The 17,183-nt window shown below is 43.5% G+C and carries 15 protein-coding genes; 12 read left to right on the top strand and 3 right to left on the bottom strand.

Features of this window, described 5'->3' with window-relative positions:
• The first annotated feature begins 222 nt into the window (after window positions 1-222).
• From GKR71_RS14255 to GKR71_RS14240, 4 genes are all read left to right on the top strand, one after another.
• Complete coding sequence (locus GKR71_RS14255) at window positions 223-1,029, top strand: protein bax (protein ID WP_154634468.1); 807 nt, start codon at window positions 223-225, stop codon at window positions 1,027-1,029.
• A 409-nt stretch (window positions 1,030-1,438) separates the two neighbouring features.
• On the top strand, window positions 1,439-2,857 hold the full coding sequence (locus GKR71_RS14250; protein ID WP_154634467.1) for an MBOAT family O-acyltransferase: 1,419 nt from the start codon (window positions 1,439-1,441) through the stop codon (window positions 2,855-2,857).
• The gene (locus tag GKR71_RS14245; protein ID WP_154634466.1) at window positions 2,844-4,028 is read left to right on the top strand and encodes an SGNH/GDSL hydrolase family protein; all 1,185 of its coding nucleotides are present in this window, start codon (window positions 2,844-2,846) and stop codon (window positions 4,026-4,028) included. Before GKR71_RS14250 ends, GKR71_RS14245 begins: the two co-directional genes overlap by 14 nt.
• Window positions 3,979-5,205, top strand: coding sequence for an SGNH/GDSL hydrolase family protein (locus tag GKR71_RS14240; protein WP_036955338.1), 1,227 nt, complete (start codon window positions 3,979-3,981; stop codon window positions 5,203-5,205). The genes GKR71_RS14245 and GKR71_RS14240 overlap by 50 nt, the downstream gene beginning before the upstream one ends.
• 91 nt (window positions 5,206-5,296) lie before the next feature.
• Here the strand turns inward: GKR71_RS14240 and gntU are convergent, their stop codons facing one another.
• The 3 genes from gntU to gntR all read right to left on the bottom strand — a co-directional run bounded on the left by gntU (window position 5,297) and on the right by gntR (window position 8,405).
• The gene (gene gntU / locus GKR71_RS14235) at window positions 5,297-6,655 is read right to left on the bottom strand and encodes a gluconate transporter (RefSeq protein ID WP_036955341.1); all 1,359 of its coding nucleotides are present in this window, start codon (window positions 6,653-6,655) and stop codon (window positions 5,297-5,299) included.
• Window positions 6,652-7,194 (bottom strand): gluconokinase, encoded by a 543-nt coding sequence (gntK, locus tag GKR71_RS14230; RefSeq protein WP_036955343.1) that lies wholly within the window; start codon window positions 7,192-7,194, stop codon window positions 6,652-6,654. Before gntK ends, gntU begins: the two co-directional genes overlap by 4 nt.
• 215 nt (window positions 7,195-7,409) lie before the next feature.
• Entirely contained in the window at window positions 7,410-8,405 is a 996-nt protein-coding gene (gene gntR / locus GKR71_RS14225; RefSeq protein ID WP_036955346.1) for a gluconate operon transcriptional repressor GntR, read from the bottom strand.
• A gap of 194 nt (window positions 8,406-8,599) precedes the next feature.
• Between gntR and GKR71_RS14220 the strand changes: the two genes are divergently transcribed.
• The 8 genes from GKR71_RS14220 to GKR71_RS14185 all read left to right on the top strand — a co-directional run bounded on the left by GKR71_RS14220 (window position 8,600) and on the right by GKR71_RS14185 (window position 17,129).
• Window positions 8,600-9,631, top strand: coding sequence for an ABC transporter substrate-binding protein (locus GKR71_RS14220; protein ID WP_036955537.1), 1,032 nt, complete (start codon window positions 8,600-8,602; stop codon window positions 9,629-9,631).
• A complete protein-coding gene (locus GKR71_RS14215; RefSeq protein ID WP_036955349.1) occupies window positions 9,628-10,632 on the top strand; it encodes a FecCD family ABC transporter permease in 1,005 nt (334 codons plus the stop codon). The genes GKR71_RS14220 and GKR71_RS14215 overlap by 4 nt, the downstream gene beginning before the upstream one ends.
• Window positions 10,629-11,396, top strand: coding sequence for an ABC transporter ATP-binding protein (locus GKR71_RS14210; protein ID WP_154609811.1), 768 nt, complete (start codon window positions 10,629-10,631; stop codon window positions 11,394-11,396). The genes GKR71_RS14215 and GKR71_RS14210 overlap by 4 nt, the downstream gene beginning before the upstream one ends.
• A gap of 11 nt (window positions 11,397-11,407) precedes the next feature.
• On the top strand, window positions 11,408-12,226 hold the full coding sequence (locus tag GKR71_RS14205; protein ID WP_154634465.1) for a class I SAM-dependent methyltransferase: 819 nt from the start codon (window positions 11,408-11,410) through the stop codon (window positions 12,224-12,226).
• A complete protein-coding gene (modD, locus tag GKR71_RS14200; protein WP_154634464.1) occupies window positions 12,223-13,068 on the top strand; it encodes a ModD protein in 846 nt (281 codons plus the stop codon). Before GKR71_RS14205 ends, modD begins: the two co-directional genes overlap by 4 nt.
• A gap of 141 nt (window positions 13,069-13,209) precedes the next feature.
• Window positions 13,210-15,240, top strand: coding sequence for a TonB-dependent receptor plug domain-containing protein (locus GKR71_RS14195; protein ID WP_154634463.1), 2,031 nt, complete (start codon window positions 13,210-13,212; stop codon window positions 15,238-15,240).
• Window positions 15,241-15,692: 452 nt separating this feature from the next.
• Window positions 15,693-16,652: a winged helix-turn-helix domain-containing protein gene (locus GKR71_RS14190; protein WP_036955363.1), complete on the top strand. Its 960-nt coding sequence runs from the start codon at window positions 15,693-15,695 to the stop codon at window positions 16,650-16,652.
• Window positions 16,653-17,129, top strand: a complete 477-nt coding sequence (locus tag GKR71_RS14185; protein ID WP_036955365.1) for a FidL-like protein — start codon at window positions 16,653-16,655, stop codon at window positions 17,127-17,129.
• Window positions 17,130-17,183: the final 54 nt, after the last annotated feature.

Genomic DNA, 17,183 nt, shown 5'->3' with positions numbered 1-17,183 from the left:
GATTGCAAGATGAAATCAAAAACAAAAATTGATAAATAAAGCATTGAAAATATAAATAACGCAATTATTTTTAATATAAAATCATTAAGTTAAAATAAATCAACACTTAATGACATACCAATACAGAAATTTACCTAATGTGAGTCGGATAAAGGTAGCTCGTGAAAAATTATTCTGCTACCATTCGCTCGATTTTTGTTCAGAGAAACATAGGAGAAGCAAATGCCCTCTCGAACGATGGGGACAAACGCCGTCTTCGCTTTCTTATTTTTACTTTTGTTTTCGGGCCTCAGTTTTGGCTCCACCAGTACCAGTACGATGCTTAAAAAAGACTTCACACTGAAGTCGGCACAAAACTCAAATCAAGCAGAAACACCACTGCCTGATATGCGTAAATACCCGTCTGGTACTCCACGTAAGAAAGCGTTTTTGAAAACGATTGTCCCGGTGATTGAAAAAGTCAATCAACAGATTATGGAAGAGCGTAACTGGCTGCTTTCCGTGCGCACGAACACCAAATGGAGCGCCCAAGAGCTACGTCGCCTAACCCAGATCTGCGATAGTTATGGCATCAGTTGCAGCAACCCAAAACGTATTAATTGGGATAAGCTGTTAAGTCGTGTAGACATCATGCCAACGCATTTAGTTGCGACACAAGCGGCTACAGAGTCTGGTTGGGGTACTTCTCAGCTTGCTCTACAAAACGGAAATTTATTTGGTATGCGCTGTGGTAGCGGTTGCCAAGTTAGCAAAGGAAAGATCAAAGGCTACTCAGCTTACGCTTCTGTTGAAGCAACAGTGACTGCCTATATGAAGAATATGAATACCCATAACGCGTATGAGTCTTTACGTCACTCGCGTGCTAAACAGCGTCAATCACAAGATGAGTTAGACTCCGTCAAGCTGATTAACGATATGAAAGGGTACTCAGAGTTAGGTTCATCATATAACCACTATTTGAAAGAGATGTACGCGAGCAACGAAGAATTGATTACACAAGCTCAACAAAGAGCAGCGACTCGCAGCTAATTTTAGTATCTACACACCAGGTACACAGTATAAAAATCCACTTTTTCGAAAGTGGATTTTTTTGCACGTTTTCCCATCCACTCGAAATATGACAACCCACCCCGCCCCAGCTATACTTCTTAGACTTTGAATCTTGAGTCTTGTATAACTTATTTTCCCTATCCCCGATTTACTCTAAATCATTAGGTTTTTTGGGTAAGAAAAATTCATCTACGGTTGAATTTCTAAATAGTTCGTGTTGTCGCTAGGCGTCGAGGATTGATATCCCTAGGAGCATACACAAGTATGTGACTAGGGTGACAATACGATGACAACACCGCGACGGCGCGAAATATGACGAAATTCTGATTGCAAGCCGAGGAAGAATAAATATCATGGTCACCCATAACAAATAACACCTGAGTCTAATATGAATTTCTTCTCATTTGAGTTTCTTGGCTCTTTTTTAGTTTTTTTTCTTATTTATTGGGGCTGCCAACCCAGCTCTAAATTGCAGAATGGGTTGCTCATCACAGCAAGTTATTTCTTTGTCTACTCGTTTAGCCCTGACTTTGCCTATATTCTGTTTGGCTACACGTTATTTATCTATTTGCTCACCAACTGGGCAACGGTTTGGTTATCTAATCGATGGGTATATTCGTTATTAGCTATCGGGATCATTGGCTGCTTTACTGCGTTTAAATATTATTCTTTTTTCCAGGAAACTATTCAGCAAACCCTCGATAAGTTTGGATTTAGCGTTGGACTGCCTGTACTGGAACTGTTGGCACCATTGGGGCTCTCTTTCTACGCCTTCCATTCCGTCAGCTATACCGTTTCTGTATGCCGCAAAGAAATTGAAAAAGCCGACTTTTTTGACGTCGTATTATATTTGGCTTTTTTCCCAAGTATCGTTGCGGGTCCAATTAACCGTGCAAGAAACTTTTTACCGCAAATCCAAGCTGAAAGCCGCGTTATTCTCGACTCTCGCCGCGCCATTTTGTTAATTAGCTTAGCACTGGTAAAGCTGTTTCTATTCAGCTCATACCTCGCTGAAAACTACGTTAATCCAGTATTTGATGCTCCCGCAGGCTTTAGTGCAGGGGAAATATTAATTGCCACCTACGCTTACGCGTGGAATATCTATTTTAACTTCTCCGGTTATACCAATTTAGTGACGGGGATTGCGTTACTATTAGGCTTTAGAGTGCCACTTAACTTTAATGCCCCATATTTAGCCACTAACTTGCAAGATTTCTGGAAACGTTGGCATATCAGTTTATCGACCTTCATCATGGATTATATCTATATTCCATTAGGTGGTAGTCGCAAAGGATTTGTACGAAAAAATATCAACGTATTAACCGCAATGTTAATTTCGGGTCTGTGGCATGGTGCTGCAATGACATTTGTTATTTGGGGCGCAATTCATGGCTTAGGGACGGTAATTTTTAATATTAAAACTGAGCTAATGAAAAAACTGGGGAGAACCCACTTAATTCCCAACGCCCATGTTTCAAAATTACTTGCACGAATTCTGACTTTCCATTTTGTCTGCTTTGCATGGATTTTTTTCCGTAGCCCATCGTTTGATGATGCTCTGGTGATGCTCAATCAATTTATTGAGCCTGGATTTATCGCCTCAATTAGCGCGAACCTCGGCTTGCTGATTGCATTCTGGTTACTGTTCTTCGCCTACCCTTATTTCGTTCAAGGCTACCAGTATGTTGCCAAGAAATATCAAGATATCGCTTGGTACTATTACCCAATCCCATTAGCCATCGTGTTGACGATTATGTTTATGCTTTCACCTTCAGGAATGCCAGGATTTATCTATGCTAACTTCTGAGTTTAAAAATAACCTGAAAAAAACCGGACAAGTGGTGCTGATTGTCATCATCACTGGCTTGCTACTGATTTGGTTAAACCAAAGCTCCTTAGAGCGATTCTGGCAGCAAAAGTATCACCAAGATACCCCATGGGCGAAAATCAGTGGAAACCCTGTCTGGGATTACGGGAGCGCGTTACATGATGGTGTCCAAGAAGCAGGGGCAACTTTTGCCTATCACGCATCTGGACAAAAAGCCGCTGAAGATAAACTTGCCGCCCAAATGGCCGCTAACCACGAAACGTTAGTTTTCCCACAAGATTTCCGTGTCGGGCTACACTTTGTTAATGGTTATATTCATCCCGCAGAGAGCTTATCGGTCACATTCCCTGAGTTATTAAAACGCCCTCAAGCTCGCGCTAAAATTCCAGGTCGAACCTTTGCAGGAGTGACTATTGCGCAGCCTGAAGGACCTGTTGTTCAAAAACAGATAGCCAATATTGCTACAGGGGATCAAGTCTTGTTTGCTGGGGACTCCATGATGCAGGGCGTCGCTCCCCATGTTAAAAACATGCTGTTGAAAAAGTATAATATTGAGAGTATTAACTTAAGTAAGCAGAGTACCGGTCTCGCGTACCCTAAATTCTTTAACTGGCCAGATACCATTGCCAAAGCATTGAACGATAACCCGAAAATTAAAGTCTTAGTGGTATTTTTAGGTCCTAATGACCCGTGGGATATGCCACCACAATCGGGCTATAAGTATGTGAAATTCAAGAGTGAAGAGTGGGAGCAAACCTATCGTTCGCGTATCAGTGAAATTCTTTCCACCGCACGCCAACATCATGTCGATGTGATTTGGGTGGGTCCACCGAATATGCGTAAAAACACTCTCTCCGATGGAATGAAGTTCCTACGCGGTCTCTACCAAACCGAAGTTGCGAAGTATGGCGAAATGTACATTTCTGCTAATGACGTCTTTAAATATAAAAATGACGACTATTCCGACTATATTGGGGATGGTAGCAATGCTATAAAATTGCGCAGTGGTGATGGGATCCATTTCAGTGGTAAAGGGCAACAAATGATTGCCGAAAGCGTATTTTCACTGATCCATTTCGAAGAGGAAGACAAGGAACCTCATGAAACTGAACAACCAGAATCAGGTCAAGAGCAAGCTACTCACAGCTAGTGTTATTACCCTGCTGTCATTAGGCTTAGTCTCTTGTCAAACCCCTGATACTAAACGCGGCAAAACGTCGCAAACTCAGTGGCAAGCGCCTACAGAGCAAGGGCAGTTAGTCAATAACGGTGAACCCAATTTAAGTCAATTGGCGTCTAAACTGCGCCAAGGTGGTCAACAAGTCCATATCGTTCAGATAGGGGATTCACACACGGCCGCAGATTTTTTCACTGGTGAATTAAGAGCATTGTTCCAACAACGTTATGGAGATGCAGGTCCTGGTTTTGTACCGCCAATTTCGGTACCGGGTCAACGCACCGCCACCATTAATCGCGTCAGTGATAAGTCAGATTGGTCACTTTCCAGTAGCCGCAAAGACGAGCGTTTTGACTACCCGTTAGGTGGATTGATAGCGGAGCCACAAGGTAGCAAGAGCAATGTGTTATTAAAACCGTTGCAGCCTGTCCAAAATAGTTATCGCTTACAAGCACTGTACCAAAGCTCGAATGGTGCCCAGATGCAGGTTTCGCCATCCTCATCTTCGACAGTTGCCTTACCTGCCACGGGAAATAGCTGGCAATTCTCTGCGCCAGTGAGCACGCAATTGCCATCAACTGTGTCAGTTGGAACAACAAGTAATCTCAAAGTGGGTGGATGGTTAGTCCGTTCGAATAAACCCGGTGTGATGTTATCTGCTATCGGTTTAAACGGTGCGACCATCAACATGCTGGATAAGTGGCAACCACAGTGGAGCGCCACGCTGGCTCAAATGTCGCCAGATATGGTGATTTTAGCCTTCGGCACCAATGAAGCGTTTAATGACACACTGAACTTAGTGGCTTACGAACAAAATCTACGGGATAAAATTCGTCAGATCCGCCAGCAATCACCTAATGCCGTGATTATGCTAGTGGGGCCTAGCGACTCAATTAAATTCAGTAATGCGGCGGGTTGTAGCGCACAGATGCCGGTGAATTTGATGGATGTGATCCGTATTCAGAAAAACATTGCCGCTCAGGAACATACGCTGTTTTGGGATTGGCAAGCGAACATGGGCGGGCCTTGCTCTATCCGCGCATGGGCATCACAAGGTTTAGCCCGTCCTGATAATGTGCATTTCTCTGCGGATGGTTATAAGAAAAGCGCACAGGCTTTATATAGCCAGTTTAATCAGATGTTGAAATAAACCTATTTCGTTATCTTCACATACAAAAAAGTCAGCCTACCTAAGTAAGCTGACTTTTGTTTTTTACAGAAGAGATAGAGAGAAATCAGTTTTAGAGGAAGGTAAAGAAAATCATCCCAACAATCGCACCCGTCGTGCCTAAAATCGTTTCCATGATAGTCCACGTTTTTAAGGTTTGAGCTTCAGTTGCACCTGTAAATTTACCGAATAACCAGAAACCGGAGTCATTCACATGGCTCAGAATTAATGAACCACCAGAGATACAAATCGCTAATGCAGCCAGTTGTGCGCCAGAGTAACCTAGCTCACCGATAACAGGCAGGACTAAACCAACAGTCGTTAGACAAGCAACAGTCGCAGAACCTTGGATAACACGCACCGCACCCGCTAAGACGAAACACGCGACAGCAATCGGTAAACCTGCACCAATCAGCGAATCACCTAATGCCGGACCTACACCTGAGTCCACCAGCACTTGTTTGAATACACCACCCGCACCAGTCACTAACAGGATGATACCCGCAGGTTGAATTGCTGCGGAACAGACCGCCATCACGCGCTCTTTATCCATGCCGTAGCGGAAGCCTAAGCCGTAGATTGCCAGCAAACATGCCAGTAATAATGCAGTAAATGGATGACCAATAAACTCTAACCAGTTTTCTAGATTCGAGCCTTTTTCCACAAAGTGAGTCCCGATGGTTTTTAAACCAACCAGCAGTAATGGGAACAACACGAGGCTTAAGCTGAAGCCAAAGCTTGGCATTTTGCCGTTAGTGCTTTGTGGTGCTTGGTAGTCAGCAGGAATTTCAATACTAACAAACTTGCTGATAAAGCTACCAAACAGTGGACCCGCTAAAATCATGCTCGGGATAGCCGCACACAGACCAATTAAGATCATCCAGCCATAATCTGCACCCATTTGCGACGCCACCAGCATTGGTGTTGGCCCCGGTAACAGGAAGGCTGCCGCTGCTGCCACACCAGCAAACAGAGGAATTGCTAAGCGAACTACGTTGTGGCCAGTACGGTTTGCGACCGCAAATACCACGCCGATTAATAGCACGATAGCCACGTCAAAGAACAATGGCAGTGCGCAGATTAAACCGGCGATCCCCACCGCATAATGCGCGCGCTTTTCACCGAAAAGGTCTAATAGCTTATGAGCAACCTGATCCAAAGCGCCCGTTTCATGCAAGATTTTACCGAACATGGCACCTAAGGCGACGACGATAGCAAGGAATCCCAGGGTTCCCGCCATCCCTTTTTGCATGGTTGCAGTGATATCTTGGACTGGCATACCAGAAAATAGACCCGCGCCAATCGACACAATCATTAACGCTACAAAAGCGTGTAAACGCGCGTACATCACTAAAAATAGCAATAATACCACCGAGCCAACGGCGGTCAGTACCAATGTTAAGGTACTTAATGTTTCTACTGGTGCGTTCATGCTTTATCTCCCGTCATGATTTGACGAATGGTTGCACAGGTATTGTCGATAACCTCATTGAGCGCAGGACGGATATCAACCGCATAAGCGTCGGCTTCTTGGGTATCTGGTTCTTGCAGTGTATCGAACTGTGATTTCAACATTTCTGGTTTAAAGAAATGACCACGACGCGCTCTTAAACGCTCTTCAATCACTGCTGCATCGCCTTTCAGATAGATAAAATAGAGATTTTTATTATCTTCACGAAGAATATCGCGATAACTCTTTTTCAATGCAGAGCACACAACCAGAGAAACCTGATTGGTTCTTTGCATTGCAAAAATGGCACCGTTCAGCGCTTCTAACCACGGACGACGGTCATCATCATTCAGTGCATGTCCAGATGCCATTTTCATAATATTGGATTTCGGGTGCAAAAAGTCCCCGTCTAAAAAGGCAGCTTGTAACTGCTGAGCAACGCCACTCGCCACTGCGGATTTGCCGCTACCCGATACCCCCATTAAGACAAATGTGTAGTTTTGATTTTGGGTATCACTCATAGGAAACTCCTCGGGTGTTGAAAAGAGGTTATTTAATTCTAGATTTGAAATTTAATTTAGGTTGTTATTCCGGTGCCCTGGCTGGATGTTACCGGTAACAGGTTACGGGTAACATTATTGCTAGTGGATATTTATTTAGCAATTAGATAGGTGAAGAAAACAGCGGAATTGTGATGGTAATCGCAATAATGTTTTGCTGACTCGATGCAACCTTACTAGATACTTTCACCAGTTAGTAACTTAAAACCAACATCGAATTTTTTCTGTGCTAATTTTTCACCGCGCATCCTTGCCAGCAGCACTTCTGCCGCCTTGCGCCCCATAAGGTCACGAGGGGTTAAGATACTGGCTAATTTCGGTGTCATCACCTGTCCCACATCGTGTCCATGGAAGCCCGAAATAGCCAAATCATTGGGGACATTAATCCCTAAACGCTGGCATTCAAAAATCGCGCCGATGGCTAAGTCATCGTTGGTACAAAATAGCCCATCAGTATCGGGGTATTTTACGCGGCATTCTTGAAGTAATTGTGCGCCAAGAGAATAAGAGGAGCTCTCTTGAGTCATTAAATTACGCGGAGTTAGTTTGGCATCGAGCATGGCTTTTTCATAACCTTCCAAACGGATGATTGTCCGCTCATCCTGCCTCGCCCCTAAATAGACTACTTTTCGGCAGCCACGGTCGATCATCGCCTGCGTCATTTGGCGAGACGCTTCAAAGTTATCAATACCTACCGCGGCATCAAAACAAGGCGAAATACTGTCCATAATTTCAACGACAGGGATCCCCGCCGTTTTTAACATGCGCAGGGTGCGCTCGGTATGGGTACGCTCCGCTAAAATCACGCCATCAATATTGTAAGAAAGTAACGAAGTTAAGCGCTCTTCCTCTTTTTCTGCACGATAACCATAGTGCGCCAACATGGTTTGATAACCATGTTTGTCGGTGACGGCTTCAATACCGCGGATCACTTCGGCAAAAACTTGGTTAGTTAATGATGGCAATAGAACGCCGATGGCGTGGCTTGTGGCATTCGACAAAATATCAGGCGCTTTGTTTGGGATATAGCCTAATTCCTCCACTGCACTGGCAATTTTCCCACGCAAGGATTCTGAAACTTGCTCAGGATTTCGCAGGAAACGACTCACCGTCATTTTTGTGATACCGACTCGGTCGGCTACATCTTGCAAAGAAGGTCTTTTATTCTTCATATATCCCAGATTATCTATAATACGCCGTTATATTTCGCTATGTTCTGCGATCTGCCAGTGGATATCAATCCTTGATATTGCTTTAAATCACAGAAACATCGACTTTTCAGTGCTATCTCATTTTTACTGTTGACTCTGTTGCCTGACTTCGCTAATTTTCGCGCTATATAAATATAAGTATAACGATGTTAATTATGGCAATGAACAGAAGACATTTTATCCAATCCTGCGCTGTCCTTGCGGCATACTACAGTTTACCTGCATTTAGTCGCAGCCCTGTCGCAGAGGCATTATTCGGTACTTTACCTGCAAATGGTAACATTCAAAAGGTGATCACGGCGGGTCCGCCCGCAGACTTACTGATGTTTGCCCTCACCCCAGAAAAAATGGTGGGTTTTGCCTCGATTAACTTGAAAAAAGGGAATAGTGAACTATTTGCGCCACAATGGATGAATTTGCCTGTTTATGGTCGTCTTGCGGGACGAGGTAGCACGTTATCCCTTGAACAATTATTGGCTTATCACCCTGATTTGATCCTCGATACTGGCAATATCGATGAAACCTACCGTTCCCAAGCGGAAAAAGTCGCCAAACAAACGGGGATCCCGTATTTGCTGATGGATGGTAAGCTGATTGATGCTCCGCAACAGCTGCGTCAACTTGGTCGTCTATTGAATGTTAATCAGCAAGCTGAAAAACTGAGTATGGTAGCAGAACGCTATCTTAGCAATGCGCAGCAATTTGCACTGACTCAACAACAAAAACCCCTCAGTTTTTACCTCGCCAGAGGTGCAAAAGGACTACAAACCGGCACAAAAGGTTCTATTCATACTGAAGCCATCGAAATGCTCGGTTTTCGTAATGTGGTGGACATCGATGGATTCCACGGTTTGACCGATGTTTCCATGGAACAGCTGTACCAGTGGGAGCCAGATATTATCATCACCCAATATGATGAATCTGTTGAATTAATTACTCGCTCGCCATTATGGGCAGGACTCAAAGCCATCTCATCGAATAACCTGTTCGTATTCAGTGGGATGCCATTCGGTTGGTTAGATGGTCCACCAGGGATCAACCGTTTACTGGGCATGAGACGCTTACAAAGTCACTTTGATAAAGCGGTTGAAGAGACGATGACTCACGATCTAAGACAATTTTTTGAGCTGTTCTACCATTCATCGCTCACTCAAGAGCAGGTCGACTTACTAATGGAAAGGTCATGACGGCGAGCTGGCTCAATACCAAAACTAAGCCATTATTATTGATGGCTATTTTGCTACTCTGTTTTCTGATGGCATTAACCAGTGGTAAATACTCACTAACCTTGGAAGAGCTCTATCACTTGTTTACTCAAGCGCCCGTCGATGATCCTCGTAGCAATACGGTATTTTGGCAAATTCGCTTTCCACGCGTCTTAGCCGCCATCTTGATTGGCGGCGGGCTAGCGATTGCCGGCGCGGCTTATCAAGGTATGTTTCGTAACCCTCTCGTTTCCCCTGATATTTTAGGCGTTTCCGCAGGGGCGGGCGTCGGAGCTGTTTTAGGGATATTTCTCGGACAATCTCTGGTTTCTATCCAACTGTTTGCTTTTGTGGGTGGGCTTATCACGGTGGCGGTGGTGTATCTGATTGCTCGCCTAGCCCGCCAGCACGATCCTATTCTATCCCTTGTTCTAGTTGGGGTTGCCGTCAGTGCGATTTGCGGCTCCGCCATCTCATTAATGAAAATTTTAGCCGACCCCTACACGCAGCTTCCTTCTATTACGTTCTGGCTACTCGGTGGATTATCTTCCATTACTCAGCAAGATTTATGGTCAGTGTTGCCCATTATGATCGTGGGTTTCGTGCCATTATTGATGCTGCGTTGGCGCATGAATTTGCTAAGTTTATCCGATGAAGAAGCCAAAAGTTTAGGCGTAAATGTCACACTCAATCGCACCATTTTGATTGTTAGCGCAACCCTGATTACCGCCAGCACCGTGTCGATAGCTGGCATTATTGGCTGGGTAGGATTGATTGTTCCCCATATTACGCGAATGATAGTGGGTGCTAACTTCCGCTATCAGCTCCCTGCAGCAATGGCTATCGGCGCTATTTTACTGCTGATCACCGATACGCTAGCTCGCACCATTGCAGCCATTGAGTTACCGCTCGGGATCTTAACCTCCGCCGTGGGCGCACCCTTTTTCTTAGCCATTTTGCTACAAACAAGGCGGGTTAAATGAGTATTTTAACCCTAGACAATGTGGCGATCGGCTACCACCGCCAAGCCATTATTGAAGGCATTAACCTGCATTTACCTGAAGGTGAGATGACCTGCTTGCTGGGCGCGAATGGGTGCGGAAAAACCACCTTAATGAAAACCTTATTAGGGTTACTTCCTGCCATTGATGGGGATATACGCTTGCAAGGGCAATCCATCAGCCGGCTGAAACAGCGAGATATCGCGAAAGTGATTGCTTACGTACCCCAAGCTCACGATACGCCCTTTACGTTTTCGGTGGTCGATATGGTGATGATGGGGCTAACCCCCTATCTCTCAGCGTTCAGCGTACCGGGGGAAAAAGAGAAAGTCAGTGCCATGGAGCAATTGACCCAATTTGGCATTGCTCACCTTGCAGAGCGCTTGTATAGCACCCTCAGCGGGGGAGAAAAGCAGCTGGTTTTAATTGCCAGAGCCTTAGTCCAAAAACCCAAGTTATTGATTATGGATGAACCCGCAGCCAGCCTCGATTTTGGCAATCAAATTCGGCTGTTACAGCATATCGAAACACTGAAGCAGCATGGGATCACGGTGTTAATGTCCACCCATCACCCCCAACATGCCGCTGCCATTGCCGACCATGTGATTTTATTAAACAAACAACAGCAGGCACGGCAAGGCTCGACTCAAAGTATGTTAACGCTCACTAACTTGGCAGAACTCTATAATATCGATGCACCGAGTATTACGGCGCATTTTCAGCTTCCACTCAATTTTACTTGTTAAGGTCAGGGATCATGCTTATTCACCAACTCGATTTTGCCGCGATGTATCAGCAGCATATGCAACAAGCCCAACGCACACGCAAAGAACCAGAACATTGGGATAAAAAAGCCCACCAAATGGCGCAAAACTGTGCCAATCCGAACGACCCATACTTAATTCGCTTTCGCCAATTAATGGATTTTACGGGTGCAAAAACCTTGCTGGATGTGGGATGTGGACCTGGCTCTATTAGCCTTTATCTCGCTAACCAATTTCAATCTGTCACCGGCATTGACTACAGTGCAGGTATGCTCGAAATGGCCAATATTCGCGCCAAAGAGATGAATGTCACCAATGCGCAATTTAAAACCCTTGCGTGGGAAGATAGCTGGGACGACTTACCAAAAGCCGATATTTCGGTGGCCTCCCGCTCTACCCTCGTGGATGACTTAAAAGCTGCGATGTTAAAACTCAACCGCCAAACTAACCTGCGCGTGTATACCACTCACACCGTTAACCCGACATTTATTGATGAGAAAATTATCCGTGAAATTGGGCGCGAAGTGGTTAGCCTGCCAACCTATATCTATGCCGTGAATGTCCTGCATCAAATGGGGATCCATGCCCGTGTCGACTTTATTAAAAGTCCAAATCGAGGTGGATTCGATAACGTGGATGCATTTATCGACAGCGTAAACTGGTCGCTCAAAGATCTCACCGAAGAAGAAACTGAAAAGCTGCGCGCTTACTACGAGAAACAAACCGCCGATGGTAAAGCCCTGCCGTTCCCATCCCGCGATTGGGCGATGGTCTCATGGGATGTGGTGGATGAAGCGGAACTGACATTATGATTTACTTGCCTGACACCCTAATTGACCAGCTGCTTCTCGATGATATCCAGTATGGGGATCTCACCAGCCGCGCACTTGGCTTACACACCCAGCAAGGCACCATGACCTTTACCTCGAAACTTGGCGGCTGTGTAAGCGGGTTGGATATCGCCCAGCGTATGCTCACAAAGCTGGGCATACGCAGTGAATGCCTATTTCGTGACGGAGATATTGTGGAGCCACAAAGCCGCTTGATTAACGCGTCTGGCTCGGTTGAAGCACTGCATCAAGGGTGGAAGGCAGTCCAGAATGTCCTTGAATGGTGCGGTGGCGTCAGTCACTACACCCATCAAATGGTCACGATATTAAAAAAATATCACCCTAATGGGCAGCTCGCTTGCACACGGAAAACCATTCCCGCGACCAAGCCCCTTGCGTTAACCGCGATCCTCGCTGGTGGCGGCATTGTCCATCGTGCTGGCAGCGCAGAAACTATCTTGCTGTTTACCAATCATCGCAACTGCCTTACAAATCCCGATGATTGGCAATCTCATGTCGATACGTTACGAGCGGCCGCGCCTGAGAAGCAGATCATCGTTGAAGCCGATGATTATCAGCAAGCTCTGCTTGCCATTGATACCAACGCCGATATTGTCCAGCTGGATAAACTTCCTGTGGAGCAGATTCAGCAATTACAACGCTTGGTGAATGAGAAAAAATCCCGCTGCCGATTATCCATTGCCGGTGGCGTTAACTTGCAAACTATCGAAAGTTTCGCCCAAGCGGGTGTTCCTCTGTTGATCACTTCAGCTCCCTATTACGCAAACCCGAGAGACATCAAAGTACAGATATTTAAATCTTAACGACCCAAATACATAGATTTAAAACCTTATCCTGCGGCTCACCGCGGGATGGTGTTTTATGGCAAAAGCGACGCCCATCGTTATATAAAAATAAATATATCGATATAAGTCGCAGGAAAAACTAACTGGAAATTATTAATAATGAAAATAAAACAAATTACCTATTTGATAGGAATGGCGTTATTCGCAACACAGGGGCAAGCAGCAACGACCTCTCCAGAGAATAATCAGACACAAGCTGACGCGAGCCGCGATGTGATGTCAGTCTGGAGTACCCCACTCGCCGCTGATGCTAACGTGATCACTGAGTCGCAAATGAAGCAACTCAATAAAACCAACGTGGCTCAAGCTCTCAGCACCCTACCCGGCGTGGCGATCCAAAAATCCGGTAACCGTAATGAGACTCAAGTGAATGTACGTGGTTTTGATAGCCGCCAAGTGCCTGTTTTCTTCGACGGTATCCCGACCTATGTTCCTTATGACGGTACCCTTGACCTTGGGCGTTTTATGACCAGTGAACTGGCAAGTGTTGAGCTTTCTACGGGGTATACGTCCCTGTTACAAGGTCCGAACTTAATGGGCGGCGCCATCAACTTAACCACCGCGACCCCAAAAAAACCGTTCGAAGCGAATATCAGCCTGAACCAAGGCTTTGCGCGTGGTGCAGATAATGCCCATAACGTTAGCGCCCGCCTTGGTGGTCGCAATGATTTAGGTTTTATTCAAGTCAGTGGTAGCCAATATAAGCAGCGCTTTATGGGTCTACCTAGCTCTGATGATAATAACCCGTATGCGGGAACGCATGGACGCCGCACTAACTCCGCCACCGATGATAAGCGTTTGATGCTGAAAATGGGCTGGACGCCACGAGAAGCCGATGAGTATGTGGTGACTTATATTAAGCAAGATGGTGACAAAAACAGTGCGCCGAATGCCAACTCTGATAAGCAGCAGATCTGGCAGTGGCCAGCTTATGATAAAGAAAGCATCTACTTTAATGGCACCACCCAAGTCACTGACGGTATTGCCCTGCAAAGCCGCGTTTATCACGATTCATTCAAAAACACGCTGCACCAGTACAAATCCGTCAAGGATTATCAAAAAGGTAATTATAACTACAGCCGCTATGATGACTACAGCAACGGCGCAGACCTACGCGCAGACTTTACTGTGCGTGAATTAGATATGCTGTCATTTGCCGCACACTGGAAAGAAGACGTTCACCGCTCTCGCAGTAATAAAACCAACCCATTTGACCGTTATAAAGATCAAACCTGGTCTGTCTCTACCGAATACCAATGGGTTGCGACAGATAAGCTCGATATCATCGGCGGAATTGGCTATGACTGGCGTGATAGTGATGATGGAAAACGCTATATATACAATAAAAAAACCGGTGCAATGGAAGGCGTTCAACATTATGACAATAACAACCAACATGCCTTTAACTGGGAGATGATGGCCCGTTACCATTTAGAAAATGAAGATACCGTTCAATTCTCTGTATCCGAAAGAACACGTTTCCCGACACAAAAAGAGCGCTACACCGAAAATAAAATGAAGAATGATGATTCATTCCTCATTAACCCGCATTTAGATGCTGAGCGTGCACTGACCTTTGATTTAACTTATAAAGGGCATTTCACTCCAGTGTGGAGCTATACAGCAAGTACCTACTATAACCACGTTTCTGATGCCATTATGGCGCACCATGTAGGCGAAAATAAAAAAGGTGGCGCATTACTGCAAAACCGTAATAGCGGCAAAGTGGATTATATCGGCGCGGATTTAGGCACTACAGGGCAAATCACCGATTGGATGGAAGCAGGTATGAACTACAGCTATATCCACGCGGATCCGAAACACTATAGCGTACGCCATGTTGCAGAGCTGCCAACCCACAAAGCGTTTGCTTGGGTGAAATTTACCCCATATCAGCCAATGAGCATTACGATTACAGAAGAAGCCAGAAGCTGGGCATTTAACTATGTGGACAGTGAAGATAAGGTACGCGGCTTCGCCAAAACTGACCTCCGCGTGGATTATGACTTAGGGCATGGGCTATCTGTGAACAGCTCAGTCAACAACCTGTTCGACAAGTCTTATGAATATACTGATGGCTATATAGAAGAAGGTCGCAACTATTGGCTAGGAATTGAATATAAATACTAATACTTAATTTTATAAGGCAAGATATTACTTTCTTGCCTTATAAATTGAGAAATAAATTGTCTTATCAGTTAATTTGACCTATAAATAGAATTAAGCGAAATCCCTTAGGATAATTCTTATAAATAACTCTACTTATCGCTCTAGAAATTTAGTTTTATCTACCGATATAACAACGAAAACGAATATATTTATAATAATAAACTAGCAATAATATTTTATTTAGTTTATTACTCCAATATGATATTCAAATCAATATTTTTGCTAATTTACAGCAAAAAAGCTCATCTCCGAATACTTGAAGTTATTCCAATCCCTATTTAGACTATACCTATAATTAAATTAATAAAAATATATAAATCCCTAGAATAAATTTAACTTAAATTACATTAAGCCACTAATTAATAGTGGCTTAGCTATTGAATTATTTGAATTTCAGAGAGCAGAAGATAACTATGATTGAAAAACATGATTATACAATCGATAACAAGTTTATTTTTGAGCACAGGACAAGTCGTATTTTTCTAAAAGATGATCCAGATCAACATATTGAATTATCTAAACCTGCCGCTCGATTATTTGGTGAAATCCTTTTATTAAATTTAAAGAAAGGTATTGCCACTCGAGACGAACTTCTTACAAATGTTTGGGAAGAATATGGTCTGGTTGGATCAAATAATAATTTAAACACCTATATCAGCGAAATAAGGAAAAAGCTTGAGCTGGTTGGTATTGATCCAAAAACAATTGTTACGGTTCCCAAAAAAGGATTTAGAATTGATAGTCATCTATCCAGTATTGCAATGGATAATGACAACAAGCAAACTGTATCCAATGAAATTATCACTTCAGATAATTATGGAATAACAGAAACACTTGTCACCCCATCTAAGAATTTGCTAATACCCCAAAATACTGAACTGACAAAAGTCGCTATTTCAGAGGGTGAAAATGAAATTTTAGAACTTAATACTTCAATAAGTAATAGCACCGATAATTCAAAGACGAAACCCATTGCAACTTCAGAAATCATTGCCACTAAAAATAGTAATCTAAAAGGTAGGATGCTTTTATTCGCTATCATTTCATTCATCTTTATTGGATCATTTTACTTATTTATCAATACACTAAAACCAAATAATGATAAAAGGAATAGCTATACAACATTTGGAAGCCGAGATAATTGCGTATTTCAATCTCCCATCAAAATGAATGAACAGGCAAAAAAAACCAATCTCGATTTTATTAATAAAAAGCTAGATAAATATAATATTGCCTGCGAAGAACCAAAACGAATTATTGTTCTTTCAGATGTCAATGCCTCTTACTCATTCGATAAAAATGCTGCAATTAGCGTTTGTAAAGAAAAAAATAATAAGTTTGACTGTGTTTCTATTAACGATCAGAGAATTTAAATGAAAAAGTATCTTATTACTGCGGCTCTAGCTGCGGTTATTATCCCCATTACTTATGTTACCTTTGCAAAAGATAAAGATGATGTAAAACTTTGTCATTCTGAAATTGTTTGGATAAAAGAAAATGGCACACCGGATGGTATTATCCTTAAATCTAAAATGTCATTACAGGTTTCAGACAATCATAATGGCAGAATGAATTTTTATGGTTATATAAAAAACCAAGAAACCATTTATCGATTAGATCGTGCTATTTATTTTTCCTATACACCGGTAGATAAAAAAGGTAATTATTTAATCGTGATGAATTCCTCATCAGTGACAAACTCTGATAGCACCCCTAATGACGTATTTGCCAATTTCATTCAATTGGAAAAAGACAAAATAAAATATTATGTAAATGTGACTAGAATGGAAGATAATGTTTATATTTTGAAGGATGAGGCCTATTCTGCCTTCACCTGTTATGTTGAATAAGCATAAAGCTTAATAAGTTCTATATTAGAAATGCGTATTTTAGAATAAATAAAA

Origin of the sequence: Providencia sp. wls1922 (genome assembly GCF_009706505.1) — a bacterium.
GTDB classification, from domain to species: domain Bacteria; phylum Pseudomonadota; class Gammaproteobacteria; order Enterobacterales; family Enterobacteriaceae; genus Providencia; species Providencia lanzhouensis.
Note: the sequence above shows the minus strand (reverse complement) of the source record. Positions and strands in the feature narration are given on the sequence as shown.

Excerpts from the sequence above, each read along its gene's own strand:
- GKR71_RS14185 (WP_036955365.1), top strand. The coding sequence starts at position 16,653 with ATGAAAAAGTATCTTATTACTGCGGCTCTAGCTGCGGTTATTATCCCC.
- GKR71_RS14250 (WP_154634467.1), top strand. The coding sequence starts at position 1,439 with ATGAATTTCTTCTCATTTGAGTTTCTTGGCTCTTTTTTAGTTTTTTTT.
- GKR71_RS14210 (WP_154609811.1), top strand. The coding sequence starts at position 10,629 with ATGAGTATTTTAACCCTAGACAATGTGGCGATCGGCTACCACCGCCAA.
- GKR71_RS14195 (WP_154634463.1), top strand. The coding sequence starts at position 13,210 with ATGAAAATAAAACAAATTACCTATTTGATAGGAATGGCGTTATTCGCA.
- GKR71_RS14255 (WP_154634468.1), top strand. The coding sequence starts at position 223 with ATGCCCTCTCGAACGATGGGGACAAACGCCGTCTTCGCTTTCTTATTT.
- GKR71_RS14215 (WP_036955349.1), top strand. The coding sequence starts at position 9,628 with ATGACGGCGAGCTGGCTCAATACCAAAACTAAGCCATTATTATTGATG.
- GKR71_RS14245 (WP_154634466.1), top strand. The coding sequence starts at position 2,844 with ATGCTAACTTCTGAGTTTAAAAATAACCTGAAAAAAACCGGACAAGTG.
- GKR71_RS14220 (WP_036955537.1), top strand. The coding sequence starts at position 8,600 with ATGGCAATGAACAGAAGACATTTTATCCAATCCTGCGCTGTCCTTGCG.
- modD (WP_154634464.1), top strand. The coding sequence starts at position 12,223 with ATGATTTACTTGCCTGACACCCTAATTGACCAGCTGCTTCTCGATGAT.
- GKR71_RS14240 (WP_036955338.1), top strand. The coding sequence starts at position 3,979 with ATGAAACTGAACAACCAGAATCAGGTCAAGAGCAAGCTACTCACAGCT.
- GKR71_RS14190 (WP_036955363.1), top strand. The coding sequence starts at position 15,693 with ATGATTGAAAAACATGATTATACAATCGATAACAAGTTTATTTTTGAG.
- gntR (WP_036955346.1), bottom strand. The coding sequence starts at position 8,405 with ATGAAGAATAAAAGACCTTCTTTGCAAGATGTAGCCGACCGAGTCGGT.
- gntK (WP_036955343.1), bottom strand. The coding sequence starts at position 7,194 with ATGAGTGATACCCAAAATCAAAACTACACATTTGTCTTAATGGGGGTA.
- GKR71_RS14205 (WP_154634465.1), top strand. The coding sequence starts at position 11,408 with ATGCTTATTCACCAACTCGATTTTGCCGCGATGTATCAGCAGCATATG.
- gntU (WP_036955341.1), bottom strand. The coding sequence starts at position 6,655 with ATGAACGCACCAGTAGAAACATTAAGTACCTTAACATTGGTACTGACC.